Origin of the sequence: Microcoleus sp. A006_D1, from assembly GCF_036702805.1 — a bacterium.
GTDB lineage: Bacteria > Cyanobacteriota > Cyanobacteriia > Cyanobacteriales > Microcoleaceae > Microcoleus.
This window is the reverse complement of record NZ_JAUBVZ010000007.1, coordinates 223675-249912: the sequence shown is the minus strand read 5'-3', so window position 1 is coordinate 249912 and position 26238 is coordinate 223675. Positions and strand designations below refer to the sequence as shown.

The 26238-nt window shown below is 45.7% G+C and carries 18 protein-coding genes and 1 tRNA gene; 12 read left to right on the top strand and 7 right to left on the bottom strand.

Translation table 11 applies throughout. From position 1 onward, the window contains the following. Positions 1 to 125 precede the first annotated feature (125 nt). The 5 genes from QUB68_RS15325 to cheB all read left to right on the top strand — a co-directional run bounded on the left by QUB68_RS15325 (position 126) and on the right by cheB (position 9487). A complete protein-coding gene (locus tag QUB68_RS15325) occupies positions 126 to 1586 on the top strand; it encodes a methyl-accepting chemotaxis protein (protein WP_332993867.1) in 1461 nt (486 codons plus the stop codon). A 171-nt stretch (positions 1587 to 1757) separates the two neighbouring features. Further along, positions 1758 to 3554 (top strand): methyl-accepting chemotaxis protein, encoded by a 1797-nt coding sequence (locus QUB68_RS15320; protein ID WP_332993864.1) that lies wholly within the window; start codon positions 1758 to 1760, stop codon positions 3552 to 3554. 4 nt (positions 3555 to 3558) lie between these two features. Continuing rightward, positions 3559 to 5556, top strand: a complete 1998-nt coding sequence (locus QUB68_RS15315; protein WP_332993860.1) for a methyl-accepting chemotaxis protein — start codon at positions 3559 to 3561, stop codon at positions 5554 to 5556. A gap of 151 nt (positions 5557 to 5707) precedes the next feature. Next, positions 5708 to 8197 carry a hybrid sensor histidine kinase/response regulator gene (locus QUB68_RS15310; RefSeq protein ID WP_332993858.1) on the top strand — a complete coding sequence of 830 codons (2490 nt, stop codon included), beginning with the start codon at positions 5708 to 5710 and terminating at the stop codon, positions 8195 to 8197. Between the two features lie 201 nt (positions 8198 to 8398). Next, on the top strand, positions 8399 to 9487 hold the full coding sequence (gene cheB / locus QUB68_RS15305) for a chemotaxis-specific protein-glutamate methyltransferase CheB (RefSeq protein WP_332993856.1): 1089 nt from the start codon (positions 8399 to 8401) through the stop codon (positions 9485 to 9487). Positions 9488 to 9849: 362 nt separating this feature from the next. On the opposite strand, the gene QUB68_RS15300 is transcribed toward cheB, so the two are convergent. Further along, positions 9850 to 10239, bottom strand: a complete 390-nt coding sequence (locus QUB68_RS15300; protein ID WP_332993854.1) for a response regulator — start codon at positions 10237 to 10239, stop codon at positions 9850 to 9852. 880 nt (positions 10240 to 11119) lie between these two features. Here QUB68_RS15300 and QUB68_RS15295 point away from each other — a divergent pair. Both QUB68_RS15295 and QUB68_RS15290 read left to right on the top strand, forming a co-directional pair. Then, the gene (locus QUB68_RS15295) at positions 11120 to 13777 is read left to right on the top strand and encodes a GAF domain-containing protein (protein ID WP_332993851.1); all 2658 of its coding nucleotides are present in this window, start codon (positions 11120 to 11122) and stop codon (positions 13775 to 13777) included. A 101-nt stretch (positions 13778 to 13878) separates the two neighbouring features. Continuing rightward, a tRNA-Gln gene (locus QUB68_RS15290) sits at positions 13879 to 13950 on the top strand. Between the two features lie 158 nt (positions 13951 to 14108). Here QUB68_RS15290 and QUB68_RS15285 read toward each other — a convergent pair. Beyond that, positions 14109 to 15212 (bottom strand): serine hydrolase, encoded by a 1104-nt coding sequence (locus QUB68_RS15285; protein WP_332993849.1) that lies wholly within the window; start codon positions 15210 to 15212, stop codon positions 14109 to 14111. Positions 15213 to 15798: 586 nt separating this feature from the next. Here QUB68_RS15285 and QUB68_RS15280 point away from each other — a divergent pair. Then, positions 15799 to 16905 carry an N-acetylmuramoyl-L-alanine amidase-like domain-containing protein gene (locus tag QUB68_RS15280; protein WP_332993846.1) on the top strand — a complete coding sequence of 369 codons (1107 nt, stop codon included), beginning with the start codon at positions 15799 to 15801 and terminating at the stop codon, positions 16903 to 16905. A 165-nt stretch (positions 16906 to 17070) separates the two neighbouring features. On the opposite strand, the gene QUB68_RS15275 is transcribed toward QUB68_RS15280, so the two are convergent. The 3 genes from QUB68_RS15275 to QUB68_RS15265 form a co-directional block, all read right to left on the bottom strand. Further along, positions 17071 to 17490 carry a ribosomal maturation YjgA family protein gene (locus tag QUB68_RS15275; RefSeq protein ID WP_332993844.1) on the bottom strand — a complete coding sequence of 140 codons (420 nt, stop codon included), beginning with the start codon at positions 17488 to 17490 and terminating at the stop codon, positions 17071 to 17073. Positions 17491 to 17624: 134 nt separating this feature from the next. Next, positions 17625 to 18980, bottom strand: a complete 1356-nt coding sequence (locus tag QUB68_RS15270) for a D-alanyl-D-alanine carboxypeptidase (protein WP_332993841.1) — start codon at positions 18978 to 18980, stop codon at positions 17625 to 17627. A 187-nt stretch (positions 18981 to 19167) separates the two neighbouring features. Then, positions 19168 to 19512, bottom strand: coding sequence for a ribbon-helix-helix domain-containing protein (locus QUB68_RS15265; protein WP_293181586.1), 345 nt, complete (start codon positions 19510 to 19512; stop codon positions 19168 to 19170). A 569-nt stretch (positions 19513 to 20081) separates the two neighbouring features. Here QUB68_RS15265 and QUB68_RS15260 point away from each other — a divergent pair. Then, positions 20082 to 20597, top strand: coding sequence for an HNH endonuclease (locus QUB68_RS15260; RefSeq protein ID WP_332993837.1), 516 nt, complete (start codon positions 20082 to 20084; stop codon positions 20595 to 20597). Positions 20598 to 20883: 286 nt separating this feature from the next. After that, positions 20884 to 21282, top strand: a complete 399-nt coding sequence (locus QUB68_RS15255) for an alr0857 family protein (protein WP_332993834.1) — start codon at positions 20884 to 20886, stop codon at positions 21280 to 21282. A gap of 117 nt (positions 21283 to 21399) precedes the next feature. Here the strand turns inward: QUB68_RS15255 and QUB68_RS15250 are convergent, their stop codons facing one another. Together QUB68_RS15250 and QUB68_RS15245 are read right to left on the bottom strand one after the other, a co-directional pair. Then, the gene (locus QUB68_RS15250) at positions 21400 to 23493 is read right to left on the bottom strand and encodes a ShlB/FhaC/HecB family hemolysin secretion/activation protein (protein ID WP_332993832.1); all 2094 of its coding nucleotides are present in this window, start codon (positions 23491 to 23493) and stop codon (positions 21400 to 21402) included. Between the two features lie 205 nt (positions 23494 to 23698). Further along, positions 23699 to 24559, bottom strand: a complete 861-nt coding sequence (locus tag QUB68_RS15245; protein WP_332993830.1) for a DUF928 domain-containing protein — start codon at positions 24557 to 24559, stop codon at positions 23699 to 23701. 197 nt (positions 24560 to 24756) lie between these two features. Here QUB68_RS15245 and QUB68_RS15240 point away from each other — a divergent pair, with 197 nt between their 5' ends. Together QUB68_RS15240 and QUB68_RS15235 are read left to right on the top strand one after the other, a co-directional pair. Continuing rightward, positions 24757 to 26001, top strand: a complete 1245-nt coding sequence (locus QUB68_RS15240) for an RNA-guided endonuclease InsQ/TnpB family protein (RefSeq protein WP_442923088.1) — start codon at positions 24757 to 24759, stop codon at positions 25999 to 26001. Beyond that, entirely contained in the window at positions 25998 to 26174 is a 177-nt protein-coding gene (locus QUB68_RS15235; protein ID WP_332993826.1) for a hypothetical protein, read from the top strand. The genes QUB68_RS15240 and QUB68_RS15235 overlap by 4 nt, the downstream gene beginning before the upstream one ends. The last annotated feature ends 64 nt before the right edge of the window (positions 26175 to 26238 follow it).

Below are 26238 nucleotides of genomic sequence, written 5' to 3'. Positions count from 1 at the left end.
TGTCACTGCACGGCATTGATCCCAGAATTTTCCGGCTGGTTTCTATTGCCAAGGCGGGACTCCCAACGACTATCGCGGCGTCACAAAATTACTACAGAAAATCCTATCTTAAATTAAAGAAAAAAATGTTTGCTAAAATTAAAAAATTAAACATTAGAAACAAGATGCTGCTCGGATATCTAGCCCCAGCAGCTATCTACTTAGGATTGCCTGTCCTAGTTCTCGCAACTACAAGTGAAGTTTTTAACACTTTCAAAGAAGTGGAAAGGGTAGAAAATGTCATCGAAGAAACAAGTAATATGTCCGTAGGCACGGAGCAAATGGTACGGGGGATGCGCGGGTATTTAATTAATAAAAATCCGCAGTTTTTAACAGATTTTAAGACAGGTGCAGAGTTGGCTCGCCAGTCGGCGAATAATGTACAGCCAATTGTTAAAAATCCCCAACAGAGAATCCGTTTGGAGAAGATGTTAGAGCTAGTTAACGACTATTATGATGGTTCCAACGAAATAGTTCGCTTATTTCAGCAAAATCAGAAAACAGAAGCCCTTGCTTTATTTAATACAGGTAAGTACACAAAATTTGTGAATGAATTTGTGGAATTAAACCGGGAATTTCGGGAAACAGAATTAAAGATGATTAAGCAACAAACGCAAGTCACGAAAGCAGCTTTAAGCTTTTTGGTATCGATGCTGGTGATTGGTTCGATGCTATTAGTGGTGTTGGGTGCGACTGTTGCTTGGCTGATTTCGTCAGGAATTGCTGGATCGATCGATCGCGCAATTAGTTCGATCGCCAGTTCTTCCGCCGAAATTGCCAGCACAATTGAAGAACAGGAACGCATGGCCAGCCAGCAAGCAGTTTCAGTCAATCAAACCACTACAACAATGGACGAATTGGGCGCATCTTCTAGGGCGACTTCACAGCAGATAGAAACAGCAGCATCTCAAGCAATGCAAGCTTTAACTTTAGCTGGCGCAGGTACAAAAGCTGTAGAAGAAACCTTAGAAGCAATGGCAACGCTGAAAACCAAAGTGCAAGATATGCAAGGGCAAATTATGCAGTTGAGCGAGCAAACCGATCGCATTGGCAATATCTCAACTGTAGTGAGCGATTTGGCAAATCAAACTAATATGTTAGCGCTAAATGCTGCGGTGGAAGCAGTGCGGGCGGGTGAACACGGCAAGGGTTTCGGCGTTGTGGCGTCAGAAATTCGCAAACTTGCCGATCGCAGCAAAAAATCTGCCGCCCAAATTAATCTCTTAGTTGCTGATATTCAGCGGGCGATTAACTCAACGGTAATGGTAACAGACGAAGGAACTAAAACTGTGGACTCTGGCGTAAATATTGCGGAGGAAACCGCAGCGGCATTTGCCGGAGTAGCTGATGCAATTAACAACGTGGTTTTGAGTTCTCAGCAAATTTCGCTGAATGCCAAACAGCAAGCAATTGCGATCGAACAAGTGGTGGAAGCTATGAACTCCCTCAACCAAGCAGCAGCACAAACGGCTTGCGGAATCACTCAAACTAAGGTCGGCACACAAAAATTGAATGAAGCTGCTTTAGATTTAAAAGCAGTTGTTTAGAAGAGTTAAGTAGGTAAGCCCAAAAAAACAATCATATTTTGCCATAAATTGTAGGGGCGGGTTGAGCGCAGGATCTATACTAGGAGTAAGTTGACTGTTGCAAAACCCGCCCTCTCCCCATGTAATGTTTATTTACTTATCAGTTAGAATTTATCAGTTATGAGCAAAAAAATGAAAAAATGGTCTTTAAGAATTAAAGCGATTGTTTTTGCGATCGCCCTCAGTACCCTCCCAGTTCTATTGACAGGAGCGATGACTTATTTATTTGCCAGCGAGAACCTGACTAACTGCATAATTAAGTATCAAGAATCACGAGCGATCGCTACAGCAAATGAAGTCAGCAACTTTATTTTTGAACGCTACCTAGACGTTAAGGAATTAGCTAATTTAGGTATACTGAACGACCCCAGAGTCAGCGAAACTACTTCAACCAGTCAAAAACAAGCTCTGTTAGATAAATTTGTAAAAGAAGGGGAAGGCTACGACAGTATTGCAGTCGCCGATCTCCAGGGCAATACCATTTTACAATCGAGCGGAGAGCCAATTGTAGATTTGGGTAAACGCGAATATTTTCAGGAAGTAATTAAAACTAATCGTCCTACAGTTGTGCAGCCCAGAAAGTCATTGATCACTGGCAAATACGCCATTTTTGCTGCGGCGCCGGTTGTCGATATCAATACAGGAAAAACTATCGCCGTCATCAGAAGTCGCACGCCTACTACTTATTTAGAGCAGGCTTTTCACGAAAACACAGATAAATTAACCAGAGACTCGGAGGCATTAAAACAAGAGGAATACCATTTGATTGATGGCAATGGCAAGTTTTTCTCAGCAACAGAAAGCGCTCAGGTGAGCAGAGATGCACGGTCAGACTTTAGTGTTTTTGCCAAAATGCAAGCCAACAAAAAGATTAACAGTGCCATAGATATCGATCGCATTGATGGAGCTAAGCAACTGATTACTTACGCTCCTATTGATGAAACATTAAAAAATATGCCCGAATTGGGTTGGAGCGTGATTATTGCCAACGATACAAAAAATGTATTTGCTCCGCAAAAAGAGCTGCTGTATGCTCTGATAGTAGGAGTGGGAATGACGGCTGCTATTGTGAGCGCGATCGCCATTTCTTTGGCTAGTCGAACTACTCGCTCGGTAAATGAAATTGTGCGGGCGATCGCCTCTTCTTCCTCGCAAATTGCTGTCACCGTCGAACAGCAGGAACGCATCGCCAGCCAACAACTATCTGCTGTCGATCGCACTGCTACTACAATGGACGAATTGGGCCAATCAAGCCAAGCTTGTGCCTCGCAAGCCGAAGCCGCTGCTTTCGGGGCAGCCCAGGCTCTTCAACTCACGGCAGGAGGCAGTCAAGCGGTAGACAACAGCTTGAAACAAATGGCAAATTTGACAGCAAATGTAGGAGCAATTCAAAAGCAAATTTTGCATTTGAGCGAGCAAACCGATCGCATTGGCAATATCTCCAGTTTAGTCAGCGATTTAGCCAACCAAACAAATATGCTCGCCCTCAACGCTGCTGTCGAAGCAGTTAGAGCCGGTGAAAGTGGCAAAGGATTTGCTGTTGTTGCCAGCGAGATTCGCAAATTAGCCGATCAAAGCAAGGAATCTGCCAGCAAGATTAATGCTTTAGTTGCAGAAATCCAGAAAGCGATTAGTTCGACAGTAACCGTGACGGATGACGGCACAAAAACAGTGGAAAATGGAGTAAAAATTGCCCGAAAAACCGCTGAGGCATTTGCTGGAGTCGCCGGGGCGATCGATCGCATTGTTGTCAACAGCAAACAAATTTCTGTTACAGCGAAAAATCAGGCGATCGCCATTCAGGATGTAGTTGAAGCCGTCAACTCTCTTAACCTCGCCGCTCAAGAAACTGCCTCCGGCATTTCTCAAGTCAAAGTCGGCATTTCTCAACTCAACAATGCAGCCCAAGATTTAAAATCAGCAGTGTAGGAAGATGTTGAAGGAAGAAGGAAGAAGGAAGAGGGAAGAAGGAAGATTTATTGCCAATTCCCAATTCCCAATTCCCAATTCCCAATTCCCAATTCCCAATTCCCAATTCCCATTACCAATGATTAATAAGTTTTTCCAAAAATTCCAACACCGACTACTGCTACTCCTAATTTTAAGTACCTTGATTCCAGTATCTCTTGTCGGCTGGTATGGGATTTCTTCTTCGGCAGTAGCACTGCAAAACTTAGCCTTAACCAATCTTGCTGAAAGCGTCGCTTCCAGCGGAGAAAAGATTGTCAACAATTTAGAAAATATCAGTTACGATGTTTTGTTCCTTCGCAAATCTCCCCCTATTCAAGGAATGATTAGAGCCAAAGAGGGAAATGGAATAGACAAAGAAACTAATTCAACTTATCAAAATTCCGTCGCTCGAATGCAAATCATATTTTCAGCAATGATGGAAGTCAAGCCATATTATATGCAGTTGCGTTATATAGATGAAAAAGGTAACGAGATCCTGCGCCTAGATTCTGACGGCAAAAATATCAAAGTTATTCCAAATTTCCAACTACAAAATCAGGCTAATAGGGATTATTTTTACTTAACTATGAAACTAAAACCTGGAGAAATCTATGTGTCTCAATTTAATCTAAATCAGGAACGCGGCAAAATAGAAATTCCTGACAAGCCAACCATTCGCCACGCAACTCCAATTTTTAATATTAAAGGAGAAAGAAAAGGCATTTTGATTGCTAATTCCTTCAGCAGCAATCTGATTGATATAGTTAAAGAGATAAAGAATGAAAAATTAGGCGAAGCTTTTATGTTAAATCAAGATGGTAACTACATCTACCATCCTAATTCTACAAAAGAATGGGGTTCTGATAAAAAAACAGGTGAAAATATTAACAAATATTATTCAGCAGAGATAGTAACTCAAATACTTTCCGGTGGCATAGGCAACATTGATCTGAGCGATCGAGTTATTAGTTATAATACAATTTTTCCCAGGAAAGACAACAATAAAAGATTTTTTGTGATCGTGAAGCAAGTACCTAAGACCTTGCTATTTGATTCTGTTTTTGTTCTCAAAAAAATAGCTGCAATTATTACTATATTGTCCCTAGGTACTGTGCTGGCATTAGGATTATTTATGATCGCAAAACTAATTAAGCTGATTCGGGGACTCATCTACCAAATATCATCATTTTCAATGCAAATATTATCTAATATGAACGAGCAAGAGCAAGTAGTCGGCCAGCAATTTCTTTCTGTCAATGAAACAACTGCAACCTTAGAAAAATTGGGCATCTCTTCTCGGCACACAGCCGAGCAAGCTGAGGCTGTTGCCGCCGCTGCTCGCCAAGCTTTAACGCTGGCCCAAGAAGGTACTCAAATGGTTGAGCAAACTCTCAATCAAATGCTGAGTCTTAGGGAAGCTGTGGCGGCGATTTCTCAGCAAAATCAGCGATTGGGGGATAGCACGAGTCAGATTGGTAATATCTCGACTTTGGCAAATTTAGTTAGTGATTTAGCTAGTCAGACAAATATGCTGGCTCTGAATGCGGCTGTCGAAGCAGTCAGAGCCGGCGAGTATGGCAAAGGTTTTGCGGTGGTAGCAAGGGAGATTCGTAAGCTAGCAGATGAAAGCCAACAAGCGGCGCAAAAGATTAATGATATGATTCCAGAAATTAAGGGTGCGATCGACTCGACGGTGAAAGCAACGGAAAAAAGTCGGAAAACAGTCGCGGCAGGGGTGAAAACAGCGCAGGATACGGCAGAAGCTTTTACGGGTGTTCGGGAAGCTTGCAATCTGGTGTTTGCTAGCAACCAACAAATCTCTTTGAATCTGAAACAGCAGGCGATCGCGATCGGGCAAGTAGCTGATGAAATGAATTCTCTTAACCGCACTGCATCTCAGACTATCAGTGGCATTACTCAAGTCAAAGTAGGTACTCAAAAACTTAATGAAGCTGCTTTAAATCTCAAGTCTATAGTCTAAGAAGTCATTAGTCATTAGTCATTAGTCATTAGTCATTAGTCATTTTAGCCGCTCGCGAAGTCGAAGGCTAGTCATTAGTCATTAGTCATTAGTCATCAGGAAGAGGTAATATTAATTACCGATTACCAATTACCAATCACCCCAAATATATATGATTGAAGATGAAGAGCTCCGAGATGTATTTAAAATTGCTAGTGAAGAACACTTGCAGAAACTAGACGATGGATTGCTGTACTTGGAACAACACCCGGGGGACTCAGCTAAGTTAGAAGAATTGCTGCGGGAAACTCATTCTCTTAAAGGCGATGCTGGGATGCTGGCGGTCAAGAATGTAGCATCTTTAGCTCATCAAATAGAGCATATATTGGGAGCTGTCAAGCGGGGAGAGACTCAACTAAATCGAGAGATCGGCGATCGACTTTCGCAAGGTTTAGACGCCATCCGCAAGCTCGTTGACGAAGCCGTCACGGGCGAAGACTCCGGTATCAATACATTTTACGTCCTCGCTAGCATGATGGGTGCTTCTAACAAGCCCCAGTCAGACACCCTGACAGCAGAGCCAGAATCTGCAAAAATACCAGAACAAGAATTAGTGAAAACGCAATTTACTAATTCAGAAACTGCGCTACCAGAAACAAACAGTGAAACTGCTTCCGCCGCGAATTTAGATAATAATTACTCTTTTTCGACACTACAATCTGAGCAAGAATTGCTGTTGCAAGCTCAAAACTTGCCTACCGCTTCTGCACCCGCCACTGCATCGACTTCCCAACCCACTGTTAGTCGTGCTTCTAATTCGTCTTACCGCATCGAAACAATTCGCGTTGCTACCCAAAATTTAGACGATTTAATGACTCAAGCTGGGGAACTTACTGTCACTAAAACTCGGCTTGTACACCGACTTGCTGACCTGGAAAAACTCACCAATTTGTGGGAAAGTTGGAGCAGAGAAGCTTTTATTAATCGGTTGGCTTTTCATCAGATAGAATCGCATCGAAATGAATCTAAACAAAACGATCTCATTATGCAGTTACAGAATTATTACCAGCGTACAGAAGAACGTTTAGAACGCCTGGGAACTGTAGTAAATCGCTTAAAAAATCGAGTTGATGAAGATACTGCTAGACTCGAATTAATTGCGGAGGAATTAGAATCAGGAATTCGCACTCTTAGACTGCTGCCTTTGTCAACTATTTTTAATTTATTTCCCCGAGCGGTTAGAGAGTTGGCGAAGCGGGAAGGAAAAGAAGTTAAATTAGTCATTGAAGGTGGAGAAACTAGAGCTGATAAACGCATTTTAGAAGAAATGAAAGACCCTTTGATGCACATGATTCGGAATGCGATCGACCACGGAATAGAGACGCCAGACGAACGCGAAAAAATCGGTAAACTTGCCTCTGCTACTCTCCGAATTCAAGGCTATCATACTGCTAACAATATTATCATTGAAGTTGCCGATGACGGGCGAGGACTGAATCTCGATCGCATTAAAAAAACTGCTGTAAAACGTAACATCTGCACGCTGGAAGAACTGGCGGTGATGACAGAAACCCAAGTTCAATCGCTGATTTTTGCTCCGGGTTTTTCAACCAGAACATTTGTTACTGAAATCTCGGGACGGGGGGTGGGCTTAGATGTAGTTAGGACTAATGTTGAAGCACTAAAAGGTAGTATTCAAGTTGAATCTGTATTGGGAAAAGGATGCACTTTCCGGCTGCAAGTCAGCACCTCGCTAGCTACTGCAAATGTATTAATTGTAGCGGTTGAAGGTCTGGCTTACGCGCTACCCATTGAATTTGTTGAAAATGCCAAAATGGTGTCTAAGTCTGAAATTTTTGCCGTTGAAGGTAAGGCAACTATACTTTCAGATTCTCAGCCGCTATCAGTTGCTTATTTGGCTGATTTACTGGAGTTAAATAATAGAGACTTGCTGCCAAAAAATCGGGAGTGGAGACGGGGAAATTGGAGAGAAGTCAACCAAAAAATAGAGGGAGAGTCCCGGAATTCAAATTATCCAAAAATGTCTTGTATTGTGTTAAAAGTTGGGAAGGAAAGATTGGGATTATTTATAGATGCTTTGATCGATCAACAGGATGTGGTGATTAAACCTCAAAGTCAATTGCTGAAACGGGTGCGAAACGTTTCAGGTGCAACAATTCTCGGGACGGGGGAGGTTTGCATGGTACTCAATCCCCACGATTTGATAAAATCTGTACGGAAGCAAGTTTTGTTGGGTGGGGTTGGGAGTGCGCGATCGCCCATGGAGACAGTCAACCGAAAACAAGTTATACTTTTAGCAGAAGATTCGATCGCTACCCGCACTCAAGAAAAGCGCATCCTCGAAGGTGCAGGTTATGAAGTGGTGACAGCAGTAGACGGATTGGATGCTTTCAATAAATTAAAAACTCGCTATTTTGACGCTCTGATTTCTGACGTACAAATGCCTAATTTGGACGGCTTGGGACTGACTGTTAAAATTCGCCAGCAAAAAGAATACAGTGAGTTGCCGATTATTCTGGTAACATCTTTGGCATCGGATGAAGATAGAAAAAAAGGGGCTGATGCCGGGGCTAATGCTTATATTCCTAAAGGTACGTTCAATCAAGATATATTAATCGAGACCTTGAAAAGGTTAGTTTAGTTGTTAGTTGTGGGTTATGGGTTACTTGTTATTGGTTATTTGTTATTTCAAGACTTACGCAAATTTTAATTTTTTACACTACCAATAGTGTAAGGTGCGCAGTGCGCACCCTACAAATAGAGTTTGCACAGGACTGTATTTGTTATTTACTACAAATTAGCAATTGCCCAATGCCCAATTCCCAATTACCTAAAAAAACTGATGTTATCGCCGATTAAAGTATTGTTAGTAGAAGATTCGCCAGTAGCTAGGATCGTCCTCAAGCGCATTTTGGATGCTTCGCCAGAAATTCAAGTTGTCGGAACCGCTTGTAACGGCTTAGAAGCACTAGAATTAATCCCGAAACTTGAGCCGGAAGTAATCTGTACGGATTTAAATATGGCAGAAATGAACGGGTTAGAATTCACGCAGGAAGTGATGAAGAAATACCCGCGACCAATTTTAATAATTAGTGCTTCTGTACAAGCAAAGGATACTCAAAATGTATTTGAACTTATGAAAGCAGGTGCATTAGATGTTTTTCCGAAACCAATTGGCGGGTTGGCGTCAGATTACGCTCGCCTCGCGAATGAATTAATCGCTAAAGTTAAAGTTTTATCGGGAGTTAAAGTATTTACGCGGCATCAAAGGCTGGGATTAATCGAAACAGGATCTCGCCCCATCAAAAAAATCAATCAACTACCAATGCACAATTACCAATTATCCCGCAACAATCTTAATTCTCAAACTATTAAGTTATTGGCTGTGGGCGCGTCTACAGGCGGCCCGCAAGCGCTGCACTCGATTATTTCGCAGTTTCCGGCTAATTTGCCAGTGCCGGTAATTTGCATCCAGCACATCAGCGAAGGATTTTTGCAGGGATTGGTTGACTGGTTGGGTTTTGAATCTAAACTGCCGGTGAAAATAGCTGGTTTGGGGGAGTTGCCGCAAGCTGGTATTGTTTATTTCCCGCCGGAAAAACGTCATTTAGAATTTGATTCTCAAGGGCGATTTATTTATTCTGAAGCTGCTCATGAAGCGGGACACTGCCCCTCTGTAACGGTAACATTTAAGTCAGTTGCTAATTTTTACGGTTCGGCGGCGGCGGGAGTTTTGCTAACAGGAATGGGCAGAGACGGTGCTGAGGGTATGTTGGCGATCGCCCGACTCGGCGGTTTGACAATTGCTCAAGATGAAGGCAGTTGCGTGGTTTTTGGAATGCCAAAAGAAGCGATCGCCCTGGGTGCGGCCCAATATGTTTTACCCGTAAGCGCGATCGCTCCTCTGCTGTTGGCGAAATTAAAAGTTTAGGATTTAGGGAGAATGTGGCGGTTTGTAGTTGAATCAGGTATCGGGGAATTGGGAATTGGGAATTGGGAATTGTAAGATTGTACCTCACTTAATGGAAAAATACGACAATTTTGAGAGGAGGAGGGCGGGTTTTGCAGCAGTAAACTCGCTTGTGTCATAGATCTTTAGCTAAACCCGCCCCTACAAAATACTAGGTTTTTTTCCTAACCTACTTAGAGAGGAGGATGAGGGCGGGTTTTGCAGCAGTAAACTCGCTTGTGTCATAGATCTTTAGCTAAACCCGCCCCTACAAAATACTAGGTTTTTTTCCCTAACATACTTAGTTGAAACCGGGTTGCTAGCAATAGTAGGGCGGATGAATTTTATGATGTGATATCGATAAACTTACCAATTACTTCGCGCAATTTTTCAGCATCAAACGGCTTAGTTAAATACTCCGTTGCTCCCGCCAAACGCCCTTGTACCTTATCAAATGCTCCATCTCGTGCTGTTAGCATCACGATCGGCAAATTCTGAAATTGAGGCAAGCTGCGCACCGTGCGACAGAGTTCCAATCCGTCAATACCAGGCATCGAAACATCGAGCAACAAAACCGAAATTTGTTCGTGATAAATCGTTGACAAAGCATCCACTGCGTTGTCTGTGACGAGAACTCTAAATTCTTTGCTTAAAGCCTGTTTCACAAGTCCTTGCATCACGACGCTATCATCAACTGCCAAAATAGTTGGTACTTGACTGCTAGTTGCAGACATATTCTTCTCCCGGTTTATTTATAGTTCTTGAAAATAGAAAACATAATTCCCGCCGTCAATTTTTGAGAGTGCCTTCTGCGAAATAATTGCCAACTCCGTTGGAGCATTAGTAGAAACGTTACCCCGGTTTTTTTGACATCCAAATCGAAAAAAGGGATTGCCAGAGGGGTCGATCGGCAATTACAACAGTTGCAAAATGTGCATCCCAACCCAGAAACCCTTGATGGTGGAGTTTGAACAACTATTGTTACAAAGTTTAACATTTTGGCAATCTTTTGTACTTCATCTCCTAACTTTAGTTGAGCTGCCTGCAGCACAGCCCGGTAAATCGCACTGGTATTGGGGCACAAACCAATTATTTTAATGTACCAGCAACCCTGCTACCCATGATTAGAGAAGTCTGTTAAAATACCATTAAACTTATTAAAAAATTCTCTGTGTAAGATCGCCATCTATTGTTTAGCATATGCTTCACATCGCGATCGAGGCTCTGAGATTTAGCCCGCCAGAGGTATTTAAAAGCGCAGTCAATAGGAATTATAATTTGTACAGTCTTAGATCTGCGGTGCTCTAACTCCCATAACTCAACAGTTTCAATGTCAGTCAAGAGGTTGGTCTGAATTTGGCGCCAGCAGCCTGCGCGCGACTTGCGCCCACAGTCTCCCGGCACAAAATTCATAGCTCGTTTTTCTGGGCCAGTCTTGAGAATCACAATTGCCAGCAACTAGATGGGCAGTTATACATGACGAAAGCACCCTTGTTTCTTGGTAAAAAAGTATTGGAGTTCCCTAACATCGACTTGTATCAGCTTCTGGGTTCTGCTCCGGAGGCTTGCTTTGACGATTTGGTGGGCTTGGCTGCGAGGATCAGTAGAACTCCTATGGCACATCTGAGCTTGATTGATGCGAACCATGATTGGTGGTTGAAGTCGCAGTTAGGTATTGAGCGCAATTTGGCCCACCGTTACCTGAATTTTTGCGATCGCGCGACGCTAGACCAAACTTCCGAAGAGTTAGCGCTCGACTCAAACTCTCTCTCGGAATTCGATCGAGCAATTCCCCCACAAAAAACGTCGGTTGCTGCCGCAGGAGCGATCGAACCCCCGGCATATTCCTTCCACCAACAGCCACAAACCACCACGATCCCAGACGCTTCCACAGATGTGCGATTTGCGGATCATCCGCTCACTGTTTCCTACCCATTCGTAAAATTTTACGCCGGCATCCCCGTTGTTACCTCAGACGGGCAGATGCTGGGAGTGCTATCTGTCATGGACTCCGTACCTAGAGACTTGACAAAAGAAACGATAAATGCTTTAGAAGCTTTAAGCCGACAAGTTGCGAGTTTGGTGGAGCTGCGGTGGCAGTTAGTCAAAGCCCAGAAAGAGGCAGCAGAGGTAGAAGATATCACATCGGACGGCCAGCAAATCTCGGAGTTAGCTCGATCGAACCAGGACTTCTTTTGGGCAGTGCAGACGCCAGAGAGCGGCACGAGAATATTCCGCAAAAATAAGCTGCCGATGCTCGGGGAAATCGGCAAATCTGAAGGTTTACGGGAAACTTCAGCGCCCATCGAGTGCGATCGCGATACCAAACAAATTCCAGAAATAGCGCCCCTGCGCCAACCAACGGCAGACTTGCTACAGGAGCGATCGCGCTTGGGAGTCCTGCAAGCTAAAGTTGGTGCAGCCCTCGGACAAGGCGGAACAATACCAAGCACCCTCAACCGCTGCACCGAGGCAATGGTGGATTACCTCGACGCCACAGGGGCGAACATCTGGACGTTTCACCCGCAGACAGAGCGGTTAGAATTGCAGGCGGCTTCAGGACTCAGCAGCCAAGAGTGGGAACGGGAAATAGAAGATTTGATGCGAGCCGAACCGGGAAAAATCCCAGCAGCCCCGGTGTTCATGCTTTCGATCCCGTCGCTTTGGGCGATCGCCTATCCGCTGATTGTAGAGGAGCGGCTGGTGGGAGTGATGGCTCTGTGCAGCAGCCAAGCCCTAGCCGTCGGGGCGCTAGAAGTTCTGGGGTGGATGGCTAACGGCATCGCTGTGGCGATCGATCGCCTCAAGGCCCGAGAAGAATTGTTGAGCCGCCGGGAAGGCTTGCTGTTCGGCCTCGCCAGCCAGATGCGGAATTCCCTCGACCTCGACAAAATTTTAGATACGGCTGTCAACGAAATTCGCAACTTGTTACAGGTTGACCAGTGCTACTTTTTGTGGTATTCGATCTCGCGGCAAGGCGAGCCCAGCTTTGCGATGACCCACGAGGCAGCAAATCCCGAACTGCAAGAGCGGCTGGTAGAATATCCGATCGAACAAGTAACGCTGCTGGCTTTGAAAATTCGCCACCGCCAAACGCTCAGGATCGGCGACGCGGCAACAGCACCCTGTATCGAACCGCCCACGCGAGCTTTTTTGACCGATGTCGGGATTGTTTCTAAGCTGCTGCTGCCGCTCAAGACTCGCTCGGGTCAAATGGGGGCGGTAGTTTGCAACCATTACAGCAGCCGCCGTTCTTGGGCCGCGAGCGAAGTGGAGTTGCTGCAAGCGGTGGTGGATCAACTGGCGATCGCGATCGACCAAGCCGAACTTTACGCCCAAACCCGGGCGGCCGCCTTAGCCGCTCAAACTCAAGCCCGCCAACTGACAGAAACTTTGCAGAATTTGCAGCAGAAAGAAGCTCAGCTCATCCAAAACGAAAAAATGTCCTCTCTCGGTCAAATGGTCGCCGGCGTCGCCCACGAAATTAACAATCCGGTTAATTTTATTTACGGCAACTTGACTTATTGCGAGCAGTATGTCAAAGATGTGCTGGATTTGCTGCGGTTGTATCAAAAGCACTACCCCCAGCCTTGTGAGGAAATTCTCGACAAAAGCGAAGAAATCGATATTGATTTTGTAGTGCCGGATTTGCTGAAAATTCTGTCTTCGATGGAGATGGGAGCCGAACGCATCCGCAAAATTGTCCTGTCTCTGCGGAACTTTGCGCGGCACGACGAAGCCGAGATGAAGCCGGTGGACATTCACGAAGGGATAGATAGCACGCTGCTGATTTTGCAGAGCCGCTTGAAGGCAAACGGGCTGATACCGGGAATTAAGGTAATTAAAGACTACGGCGTTTTGCCGAAGGTAGATTGCTATCCCGGACAGCTCAACCAAGTATTTATGAATATTTTGGGGAATGCGATCGACTCTTTGGAAAATCAGCCCGCACCTAAGACGATCGCCATCTCGACGGCGGTGGTGGCTTCTGAGTCGCAGAATGGTGAGTCAGGAAAGTCGATCGGTAAACGTGCGGTGATTCGGATTCGCGACAGCGGGCCGGGATTGGCAGAAAAAGCTAAATTGCGTTTGTTTGACCCTTTCTTTACCACCAAGCCTGTGGGTAAGGGTACCGGACTCGGCTTGTCTATCAGCTACCAGATTGTGGTGGAAAAACACGGAGGCAGTTTGCAGTGTATCTCCCAAGCCGGACAGGGAGCGGAGTTCAGGATTGAGATCCCGCTGTCTCGCCCCGCTGCGGTCAAGGAATAAACCTGCGGGCGATCGGTTGCAAAAAGATTTTTTAAACTTTATTGTCAAAGTGCTTGACAGATTTGGGTGTTAGAGTGTTAATATGATGAAGGTTGAGACGTTGGGGCGTCGCCAAGTGGTAAGGCAGCTGGTTTTGGTCCAGCCATTCAGAGGTTCGAATCCTTTCGCCCCAGTTAAATGTTTTTTGCGATTGTTGATCAAAAAGGACTAAAGTCCTCACTACGAACCAATTTATTAGGTTTGTAGTGAGGACTTCAGTCCTTCTTCATCTGAGGACTAAAGTCCTCACGATCAAACCCATTTGATTGTGGTTGTTCGATCGCACATCATATCACTGCGAACTGCTGGGCCCGCGAGCGTTGAGCCGATCGAACACGTATCGCGAAATTGCCGGAAATACTGTTTCGTCCTTGGCATAAGCCGGATCGTCTGCGAAAACGACTAAGATATAAATCGCGCGATCGTCCAAAGTTCTGACAAATGCCGCTTCGCTGCGGGAAGTAGAGGTATAGCCAACTTTGGAACCAAAATAAATATTAGTTGGCAAAGATTCGCCCAGAAATCCTGCTATCGAGTTACTAGGGTCATTTTTCCAGGCCTTGGGGTCTAAATCTCTCGTCAGCAAGTAAGCCATTTTGCGGCTGGCGGTGCTGGAAACAGCTTGCCTAGTATAGATTTCATATATTAATCGGGCGGCTTGGTCGGTAGTTGCTTGATTGCGAATTGGCTGGGAAGGATCGCCCCGCAATTGCAAGTCCCGACCGATTGGCTGTTCTTGCTTTAAATAGTATATGGGATAATTTTTGGTGGTTATACGAATATCATTGTATCCTGCTGACTGGAAAAAGGTGTTAATTTGATTGCGCTTTTTCAGCCATGTTTGCAACTCTTCTCCTGCGAGCTGTCCGCCAGATTGTGTATCGGTGATTTTGTCTAAAAGCCGGCTGGCTGCATCGTTGTTGGAGACGCGAATCATTTGTTCTAAGTCGTCCTTAAAGGCAGATTCTTTTTGGGAAATTGTACCTTTTTCTGTGGCAGAGTAAAAGGCTGCCATCCAAAATAACTTGGCAACGCTAGCGGGAAATCTCAGAGTTTGATTTTGATATCCGGCAAAACTACTGTGGTTTTGGGAATTACTGACATCAAGCAAGCTAATTGATAGCGGTTCTGCGGGCAGTCCTTTGCTGGTCGCAATCTTCGCAGCTTCATCCACAATCCCTTGCAATTCTTGAGAGTAAACTGGATTGGGAGGTGTTTTGATGTTGTAGGTGAAGGTAGGCTCGCTTTGACGATCGACTAAATTTTCCGAGGTTTCAATTGTCGGCGGCGACATGGCTTCTTGAGTCAAAATGACTGGGGGTTCTGGGAGAGGACGACTTCTGAAGGGTATGGTGAGAATCCAACCGATCGCGATCGCCCCAGCAATTAAACACACGATGTTACGGTATTTTAACCGAGAAAAATTCGTCCTGACTCGGCGACGAGATGGGACGGGATGCTGGCTGCTTTGGCGTTCGCGCTGGACTGGGCGCTCGTTGCTTGGGCGTCGGGGCCCGACTGGACGGTTGCTTGGGCGTCGGGATTGGATGAGACCTCTTGCATTAATCTTTGATTGATAGGTCAACCGCAGATACAAGGCAGATGAACGCAGATCAACCCAGATAATTTCAAGAATAGCGAGCGACTTTTGCCAGATATCTATTAGTCGGGGCCCGATTGGGCGACGAGATGGGACTGGACGGCTGCTTTGGCGTCGGGATGGGACTGGACGGCTGCTTTGGCGTCGGGGCTGGATGGGGCGTTGGGGCCCGATTGGGCGGCGTCGGCGGTCTACTTGCATTACAGTGGGTGTGATATCAAACTCGCAGGATCAGTTTATAATAGGGCGGCGTCTAAATGACAAGTATGTCGATCGAGTCCGAGTAGTGTCAATTTAATCTGTCTAGTAGGCTGATTGAGACTTCTAGCAATTGTAAAAATTTCAGGATAGCACTGAGTTAAAGCAAAATCCTTTGAGAAACATGAGAAATTTTTGGAGTCTGGCTGTTTTGGGATTTGCGATCGCTGGCGTGAATATTTTTCTGATACCTGATGTTTGGGTATTTCAGTCTCAACCTGCTGCGGTCGCTATTGTCGATCGACAAACAGAAGCACACGGCGCGGATGTGACAACTCAGTTGACGGCAGAAAGCGAAAATCGGGAAGCAACAAACAAGCAAACTGTTTCCAGTTTTCCGAGTTTGTTTTGGGATTTGAACAATTTACCTGAAATTTCCTATTCCCAATTGCTGGAAGTGCTGGCGAGACGACCAGAATCCAATAATACTCCGGGAGAAACCGCTGCACAACCCGAAGACATAGCACGTTTTGATGAGATTGTACAGTATGCAAAACAGCAAAATTTGCCCGATCGCCCGATCGGAGAAATCGTACAGGCGATCGCCGATAATTTCCAAGGATTGCCCTACGCCGAGGGTTTGCTGGACAAATCCGGCGAAGAAAAATTGCTCGTAACGTTGAGTAAATTTGATTGCGTTTTGTTTGTAGAAACAGTGCTGGCTCTTTCGCGGGGCGTAGCAGTAAAAGATTACGACTATCAAAATTTTGTAAATCGCATAGAAGAGCAGCGCTATTTAAACGGTAAACTCAACGGTTATTGTAGCCGATTGCACTATTTTTCCGAATGGATTAACGACAATCAAAAACGGCAAACCGTAGAAAACATCACCGTTGAATTGGGCGGAGTACCCATGAATAAAACACTAAATTTCATGAGCCAGCACCGCAGCAGCTACCCGCAAATGGTGAAAGACGAAGCGACTTATCAGTGCATTGTGGGTGTTGAAGCAGACTTAGCAAAAACTGCTGTAAATTACATCCCCACAAATCAGATCAAAAGTATTTATTCCCAGTTAAAACCGGGGGATATTGTGGCGGTAGCCACCGATGTCAAAGGACTGGATGTCACCCACACGGGTTTTGTGTACAGGAATGCAGACGGGAATCTGGGCTTGATTCACGCTTCGCCGGCTGGGGCTGTGACGGTGGCTTACGACTTGCACAGATATATTAGCAGAGTCGAAAGTGCGATCGGCATTGTAGTAGCTAGGGCAAAAACACCAAATTAAATTGGTTTATAGTCGTAGGGTGCGTCAGCTTGAATTATTTTAGCTGCAAATTCAAAATGTCTATGCTGACGCACCCTAGCAACTAATTAAATTGGTTTATAGTCGTAGGGTGCGTCAGCTTGAATTATTTTAGCTGCAAAATCAACATCTATCTGCTGACGCACCCTACAAACTAATTTTTCGTTTCAGCCAAACAACCAAAACCCACCCCAAAGTACATCCGAAAATATAGCCAATAAAATCCTCCCAAGAAAAACCGCTACCGAGAAACAAACGTCCAAATAATGTAGCGCGAATAGCTTGTAAAAAAGCAGGCCGCCACAGTTGGCTAAATTCTATGATACAGTTAAAAATGAAAACTCCCCAGGCAATTTTAGTCGGATAAATTTGGGGAAATATGAAAACAATTAGCAGAATCAAGAAAATTTGGTAGAGAAAATCACCAAAATAATCGTTAAAAAACTCTCGCCCCGGCCCAGAATAGAATTCGCTACTGAAACCGACAATCAAAATGGGGATGATACTCAGAAAAAGAGCAACTCGATAGTTGAAAAAGGGATGCGCGCGATTAAAAGGTGATGCCATTTTAGGTATTAGTAGTAGGGTGCGTCAGTTGGCATTATTTTACCTACCCATTGAAAATCTCTGTGCTGACGCACCCTACAAACTATTGGCTATTTGCCCAGAATCGAACATGATATTATTCATCAAATCTGGTGTTATTGAACAATTTCGCTGCGAGAGACCTTACTACTTCTGGCAGGATTTGGGGTTAATTCGGGCGGTGAGGCTTGAACACTTCCCCAATCCTTCAAAAAGCTTTTCAGCAAAACCTCTTGCTGAGTGCGAAATATTTCGACATTTCCCCCACGATTCATAATCGCAAACCACACAGTTTGTTGTTTTTTAGTGGGCAGCGCTCCGCCCAAAGAGCTAACATTATCCAAAGTACCAGATTTGATTACTGCTAATTTTGGCAGCGGTCGTTCTGACAGTATTCCTTTATCTTTACCAACTACAGTTAAGACATCAGCAACTGTCATGTTGTAAGGTTGAAGATAGCGTTCTAAAGCGATAAATAACCCGCACGCAGCCCGGGGAGAAATGCGATTGTCTTCGCTCAATCCCGAACCGTTGACGAGTTGGATTTCTGCGGGAGGAACTCCCGTTGCTGCGGCTGCTTTTTGCGCGACTATTTTGGCGCCTCCGACAGTATCAGCTAGCATATCTGCCATGAGATTGTTGCTGTACTGATTCATTTTTTTGATCAGTTCGGCGAGGGGCAAAGAATAATGTTTAGCTAAGGGTACGGCGCTGGGACGTGCTTGGGAAACTTTGACAGCACCGTCAATTACTATTTGGGGTTTCGGTGTATTGGGAGGTAGTGTTTGATATTGGGCGGCGGCTTCGCTCGGCCAGATTTGACTGTTCAATGCTTGTTTGAGCAATTCTCCTGATTTGAGGGGATTTAATTCAAAATTCATGTAAAATTTATCGACAATTATCAAACTGCCAGTGACTCGCTTGATGCCTTTTTGATTTAAGATGTTACCCAGGGCGATCGCCTCTTCCCAAACAAATAACGGATCTTCGCTTCCCTGAACAATTAAATCGCCTTTTAACACGCCGTTTTTGATTTTACCGTTTGTGCCAATTAAGGTGATAAATTGATGTTCCGGCCCAAATTCTTGCAGCGCTACCAAAGATGTTGCTACTTTGGTAATTGAAGCGGCTGATAGAGGAACTGTACCTTGATGATTGGCTAGCAAAGTATTGCCAGATTGCATCCAGATTCCTTGGTCTTCTTGGGCAAAACCTTGGGTTTTCAACCCGTTGAGATATTGCTTGATTTTGGTGTTTGTAGCGGTTTGGGGATTGTTGACAGAGACTGTTAACGGCTGACTTGGTTTAACTGATGGCGCGGAAGATTCGGCTACAGGAGAGGGAGTTGCAAGTTGGGGCGATTCAGTCGCGGCGCATCCGGCGATAATTGTCAGGAGGACGATCGAACTTACAGCAGTCAAGTAGCGGTTTTTCAGCATTACCTTAATTTTTTCCATCAAATTTACCATCATCTTTCCGCACACCCAATGGAAAGTTTAGCATTAGCCCGCGCGTCTTCCTTCTGGGATCTTCCTTCGCGCACTTCGCGTCTTCGCGGTTAATTAAAATAGATATCTTGGAAATGCTTCATTTGATATTCAGCGCCTGGGGCCTTCACCCCAGGCCGATCGCGATCGACAAATTCAAGGGTAGACTGGTTTATCCAGCCATACTTCCCATACTCCCCATACTCAGCGGCACCATTTCGCCGTGCATCGTCAGGCCTAATAACATCGGCTCATTAACTCGGATCAACTCTCCTGTAAGCGCGCAGCGTTCTTCCTGCTGTGCTGTGGCATTAATGCTAGCTCGAATATCCGATCGACAAAACATCTGACGATACTCTCCAGACTTCTGCTGTACGTAATTCCAGAGCAAATCTCGAATCAAAGCTTGATAGCCTTGATTGCCGGCTAGCTCTTTGAGTCTCTCCTTGAGCTCTCTTTCCAGTCGAATGCTGGTGACTTCCATTTCGGTGGTTGAGGTTCTAGGTAGGGTATGCATAATTTTTCTCCGTGACGGGTGGACATATCTGTAATATCAGTGTAGTATGTTTAAAGCTAGATTTAAAGGTCTCTTACTACTTTCTGCCTGCTGTGAAATTTATCCCCACCTACTCCACATATCAACCGAAGTGCGATCGCCCCAGAGGTTGCTCTGACTCGTCACGGCACGTTTTTAGGACGGGTTTGCATACCGTCATAGCGACCTCGTGGGCGGCTACAAGCCTAAATAAACCCGGTTATAGTGGATTAGGACAAAATGCAGAAATTAATTACAACGAGGTAGACCGGGATGGTCTGCCAGTGGCACAGCCACACCAAGATAGGCGAAGCGGGAGGTACAGCTAAACGACTGTACCGACACAGGATGAAAATTTGCCCCTAGCAGTTTTTCTAGCCCCCGCTTTTAAGTAAGAGAAGCGGGGGCTTTTGATTGGATATTTGAGCAATTTGGAAAGGCTTGGGGAACTGGCAAAAAACCCGATTCAGCCAATGCTGGCGAAACACCCAAAATCCCAAATCCCAAATCTAAAATCCCAAATCTAAAATCCAAATGAGGAGGAGCAAGCCGTGACCGTAGTAACTGATGTATTGAGGCAATCTGTGGTGGTGTTTTCTCAAAATTACCTACCGATGAGCCGTATCAATATTAAACGGGCGATCGTACTTTTGGTAACAGGCAAGGCCCAACCTCTGGATTTTAGCATCGGCAACGGCTGGCTGGTGCGATCGCCCAGCACCAACATCCACGTACCCGAACAAATCCGCTTGACTTTTGGCAACAGGGAGCGCGTTTGGAAAGTGCCGCCAGTCAATCGCCGGGAAGTGTTGCGCCGAGATGCCCATGCTTGCCAATACTGCGGCAGCAATCGGCATTTGACGTTGGATCATGTGATGCCTCGATCGAAGGGCGGGCCGCACACTTGGGACAACGTGGTGACTGCTTGCGAACGGTGCAACTCTCGTAAGGGCGATAGAACTCCCATAGAAGCTCAAATGCCTCTGCGAACTAAGCCGAAGGCTCCCATGCACCCCACTGTTGCTTTTGCCGAACTGTTTTGGCACGAATACCAAATTGGGGAATAGGGCATGGGGAATCGGGAATTGGGAATCGGGCATCGGGCATCGGGCATCGGGCATGGGTAATTGGTAATTGGTAATTGCTAATTGGTAATGGCTAATTCAGTCCTGTAATTGGAAAGGATTCTAGGGTTAAATAGCCAACTTTTCATTCCTTCATACCGCTTCCCAATTCCCAATTCCCGCTTCCCAATTCCCAATTCCCAATTCCCGATGCCCGATGCCCAATTCCCAATTCCCAATTACCAATTCCCAATTTTCAATTTTCAATTCCAAATTTAGGGCTGTCAATATGCTGAAGTTGACTTACACTGAAACGGGCTTTAACCTGGAGCGTTTAGCTCAATCTCCCGAACAGTTAGTGGCGCTGCGAGTTGTGCTGGCTATGCGAGTTGGTCAAAACATCAGCGTCGAACCGAGCACTGCGGCATTTTTGCTGCCCGCGAATTTGCCGGCGCTGTCTCTGTTGGAATCTGAGGCCCGCCGAGATGATACTGATTCGATCGACCTTTGTGTTGCTGATGCTGATTTTATCGAAGTGACTCTGCGCGGTACGTGGATTTCTGGGGCGTCTGAGGGCGCTGATGGTGTGTTTGCGACTGTTTTGGGCGATCGGGCGGAGCGATTGCTGCTCAAACTCTGGCTCGAAACTCAGGCTGCTGCGGAGGTTGTCGGGGAAGTTGGCGATTAATATCCGACGATCGAGTTATTAGTCATGAGTCATTAGTCATGAGTCATTAGTCAGATGTTGAAAGAAATATTTTCTTCATCTGACACTCCCTCCCCATCCCACTCTCCCCCACTCTCCTTATGGTGTATAAATTAGGTTGAAGTAAATGCCGTTATCTTGCAGATTGTCGCCTTTATCGCTAATTCTCACCAAAGGAAAAGCGTAATCTACGCGCAAGTTGATCCGCTGTATCGGTTGCCAGATTACCCCCAAACCCAGACCTGCTAAAAATGTCTGATTGGTTAATTTATTAGGATTGTTGGGAGTATTCCACACCGTACCCGCATCGAAAAAAGGAGCTAATTGAAGTTTGGGATTTCCCGACGCATCCCGCTGCAAAGTAATTCGATCCTCGATCGAAACTCGGAAGCCGTTATCGCCGGAACGGACATTTTGGCGGTAGCCGCGCAAAGATTGCCCGCCGCCAATTACAAATTGCTGCGAAGGCAACAAACTATTAGCTGAAAGCTGCAAGTCTGACTGCAAAATTAATAAATGTTTGTCATTCAATCGCTGTACTCGCTGCACTTGACCCAGCCAATTCAAAAATTGTCCGTCGGGGACAGAACCTTCATTTTTAGTAGCATCAAATAAGCTAGTGCCGATCGTAAATTGCGATCGCAGGGCCCAAGCACCCTGGGGGTCGCGCCGAATGTAGTCCTGTCCCAGCTTAATTGCACTCGTAGTGGTGACACCATTGGCATCAGGGCCGATGCCAAAAGGAAACGGTTCGCCGGCGAGAAAAGTTCTGCCTGTCTGATAAGTAAAACCGGCAGACAAGGCAAATTCTTCGATCGGCGTTCTCCGCAGCGGCTGGCGGTAACTAACTTCAAATAAATGTGATTTCCCCGAAATGTCAAAAGTGTTGAAAGGTGCTTGTACGATACTGTTGCGGTTCGGCGCCGCCCTCAATTGCAAAGTGCCGTTCATCGCATTTAGCGGGAGGCGGTAGCTAAAATCGAACACGTCTGAATCGCCGAGCGATCGGTAATAAGCAGCCGCAAGTTCGTCGCCATTTCCTGTGACATTGCGGTGCCGCAAACTAACTCCCAATCTTTCGGAACCGACGCTGGGAGGCGAGTAATTGTCAAAGCTGAAACTAGATTGAAACGGATTAGCTTCCGTGACTCTGACGATCAGAATGCTCTCGCCTTCATTATCCCCAGCCCGCAGGCTGGCTTCTACATTGTCAAATAAAGGATCGACTCGCAGCAGCCGGAGTTGGTCTTCTAATAAAGCTGTGCTTAAAGGCATTCCGGCACCGAGTCGAATCCGGCTGCGGATGTAACTTTTATGCACTCTTTTATTTCCTTCTACCTCAATTGGGCCCAGCTTGCCTTCGAGCACTTGAATTTCGATTACCCCTGCGGTGATAGTTTGGGCTGGCAAGACTGCTCTCGAAGTGATGTAGCCACGATTAAGGTAAATTTCGGTAATTTTGTCGGCGATTTGTTTGAGCTGTTCTAGGGTGGCAGAACGGCCCTCAAACGGCTTGATTAAGGCATTAATTTCGTCTTGGGTTAAAATTGTGCTGCCAACTACTTGAATTTTCTGCACCTGAATTACTGTATTCGGCAGCGGCAGGGGAACTGGCGACGGGGGCTGGGGCTTTACTGTTGGCGGTACTTGGGGAGGTTCTGGCGAAGGTTGGGGGGCGGGTTGCAGAAATCGATCGCGATTTGGATCTGGTTGAGTCGGAGGCGGCGGCAGGTTTGGAGGCGCCGAGGGTGGGTTCTGGGCTAAAACATTGCAATCTAGCTGGTTCTGACATTTTTGATCGTTGTCAACCAGATTTTTTGCTTCGGGCTCCGGGCTGGCCTCACAATCCGTTTGATTAATTGTGGAACAGATATCAGGTTTGTTCCCGATCGCGTTGTTTTCGGGAAAATCGGGGAGTTGATTGAAGTTGGTTGCAGTTTCATCCTGCTTGATTTCCAGTTTTTGCAGTGTTAATACGGCATTGGCCGAAGCTGCTGAGTTGTCAGCGGCGACAAGCAACGGAGAAATATCGTTTGTTTGGGATATGGCTTTATTGGTATAAAAGCAAGCGATCGGGATCGCAGTTAGAAGTGAAATCCCCAACCGAAATATGGCAATATTTGCTCTCGGGCGCATAATTAATATTTTTTGTAAAATAAGTTGCTCTGCTGCTTCACTCTGCCAGTTTATCATTTAGCATCAGGCACAATTTGACTATAAAAATTTCAACAATCCGGCTTTCAAGAGGTAAGCGAACTAGAAATGCCCGCTCCGCACAAAAATTTTATTTGATTGAGGACGATCGACCAAAAAACCCTCTCACAGGCAAAAATCATCTGTGGCGCTGCCCAACACCGCGCTCGCCTGCGGGTTTTTGGTACTTGCGGCTGGAGTCCAATTATTTTTTGGTTATGGGTGTTAACACGCTTGGCACTAATGGTTCTTGAGAGATTTTGCCGAGTTCGACTGAACTCAACACTTCTGACCACTTGAGCGCTAAACTGGCATCGCTGGGAGACTCCCTACGCAATTGAGCTAGAGTTGCTAGATACTCGTACCAGAGACCTTGTTGGGCGAAGATACTGAGCTGGGCGCGACGATCGGGCGATCGATCCAACTCTGTTTTCACGGTTGGGGCGATTGCGGTGCGGTTGATCCACCCGGAAACGAGAACATCATCTGTATAGCTTTTTGGGTTGCATTTGATCGTAAAGTACCATTGATAGTTTTTGCCAACTTTCAGGGCTGGCGAGTTGCCGTCGGAGTCGAGGCTGACGCTAACGATACCAGCACGGCTAGTTACCATCCGAAAACTTTTTTTGTATACTGTTTTGTCGTTTTCGTCCGCTAACTCAAACTGAACTGTTTTGTCGAGGGCTAGCGGAACGTAGTAAAAAAATGTCGGCTTTTCTGATATGGTTTGCCCCATAGTTGATTGGGGAATCAAGGCCGTTGTGGCAGTGGGGCAGGCTAAGCCGCGGGTTCCTCCCCCTTCCCGCCTTCCGGGTACTCCCTGCTCCGGCGGTTGAAAGTTATTCCACGTGGCAGCAGATGGCTGACTGTTCGGTCTGCTTCCGCTGAGTTCGGGGGGTTGAACTGTTTGCCAGTTGAGGGGTAGCTGCGGTCGTGAGGGGGGGTGAACGCTGTTTGCCGGGCTGTTGAGAGCCTTTGCTGGTATTAAGAAACTACCAGCGGCAACTGCCTCTAAAGACAGAATTAAGGAAAGGGTACCGATGTTTAGAGCAGACTTCCAAGCCATGACGAACCTGCCTTCTGATGAACCTAAGAACTCGATCGCACATTTTTATCTTAGCAGGCGGGAAGACGCGCGCTCTATTTCCAGATCAGCGACGGGATGAAAGCCGCGTATATTTAGTAGGCTCAATACCTACTAAATATACATTTACTGGAATACTTATCGCAAGTAAACCATGTTATAATAACTCTATGCTAACCATGACTTACCGCTATCGCATATATCCAGATGCCACCCAACAGGAAAAACTGTCTGGGTGGATGGAAACGTGCAGAGTGGCTTATAACTATGCGTTAGCAGAGATTAAAGACTGGTGTAATAGTAGGAAATGCTTGATTGATCGATGTTCCATAAAACATGAATACATCATGCCTGCCGAGCGGCCATTCCCTAACGAGATCAAACAACTTAACGCATTGCCAAAAGCCAAGAAAGTATTTCCCCGATTAGGTGAAGTCCCTTCTCAAGTCTTGCAGCAAGCCGTAAAGCAGTTACATCGAGGATGGGAAGCTTTTCAAGCAAGAGGGACTGGGTTTCCTCGGTTTAAGAAGTATGGGCAATTTAAGTCTCTACTATTTCCACAGTTTAAAGAATCTCCTATAGCGGGCAATACGATTCTCTTGCCTAAGATTGGCAATATTCAAATTAATTTGCATAGACCGATCCCAGATGGTTTCGCAATTAAACAGGTACGCATAATCAAGAAAGCTGATATCTGGTATGCCAGTATTAGTATTCAGTCTGATGTTAATGTACCCGCTCCCATGCCTCATGGTCATCCGATTGGTGTAGACATTGGCTTAGAAAAGTTTCTGGCTACCAGTGATGGCGTTCTCGTAAAACCGCCCAAATTTTTTAGGAAAATGCAAAGCAAGCTGAAATCGCTGCAACGCAGACTATCTAGGAAAAAGAAACGGTCAAGTAATTACGAGAAGCAACGCATCAAGGTGGCGCGGATGCACCACACAATTGACAATACCCGCAAAGATTTTCACTTTAAACAAGCTCATGCTCTGTCTGAGTCTGCTGACATGATATTCATGGAAGATTTAGACTTTCGGATCATGGCTAAGGGGATGCTTGGCAAACATCTGCTTGATGGTGGATTTGGACAATTTCGTTCTATAGTCAAGTATGTTTGCTGGAAGTTAGGAAAATTCTTTGCAGAAGTCAATAGCCGAGGCACAAGTCAGGAATGCCCTGAATGTGGTGCGACAGTTAAAAAATCCCTGAAAGTAAGAGTTCATCACTGCCCTGAATGTGGGTTCACCATTGACCGAGATGTTGCTTCAGGTTTAGTAATTCGTAACCGAGGGATTGCCCTCATTAGTACCGATGGATGGTCGGGAAAGGAAACTGTCTGTGCAGGCGATCTAGCGGGGGCTCAAAAGTCTAGCCAAGTGCCGAAATCCCGTAAGGGAACAACCAGAAAATCTAAGAAGTGATTCTTGGAAGCCAGCACGCGATCCGCCCAAGCGGTCAGTGTCTGGAGATGTCACATCTTGAGGCAGATACGATTAGTTTGGCTGCTGCGGGCGAGATAGAATTCTGTGTAGCGTTTTGGCGCGGTGGTTTAGTAGTTATACTTAGCTGCATTCAAAGCAGAAAGTTGGGTTGACCTTGTTACACCCAATTTTGACCATAACTAATATTACGGGTTTTTTAACTACGGCCACAGGCTA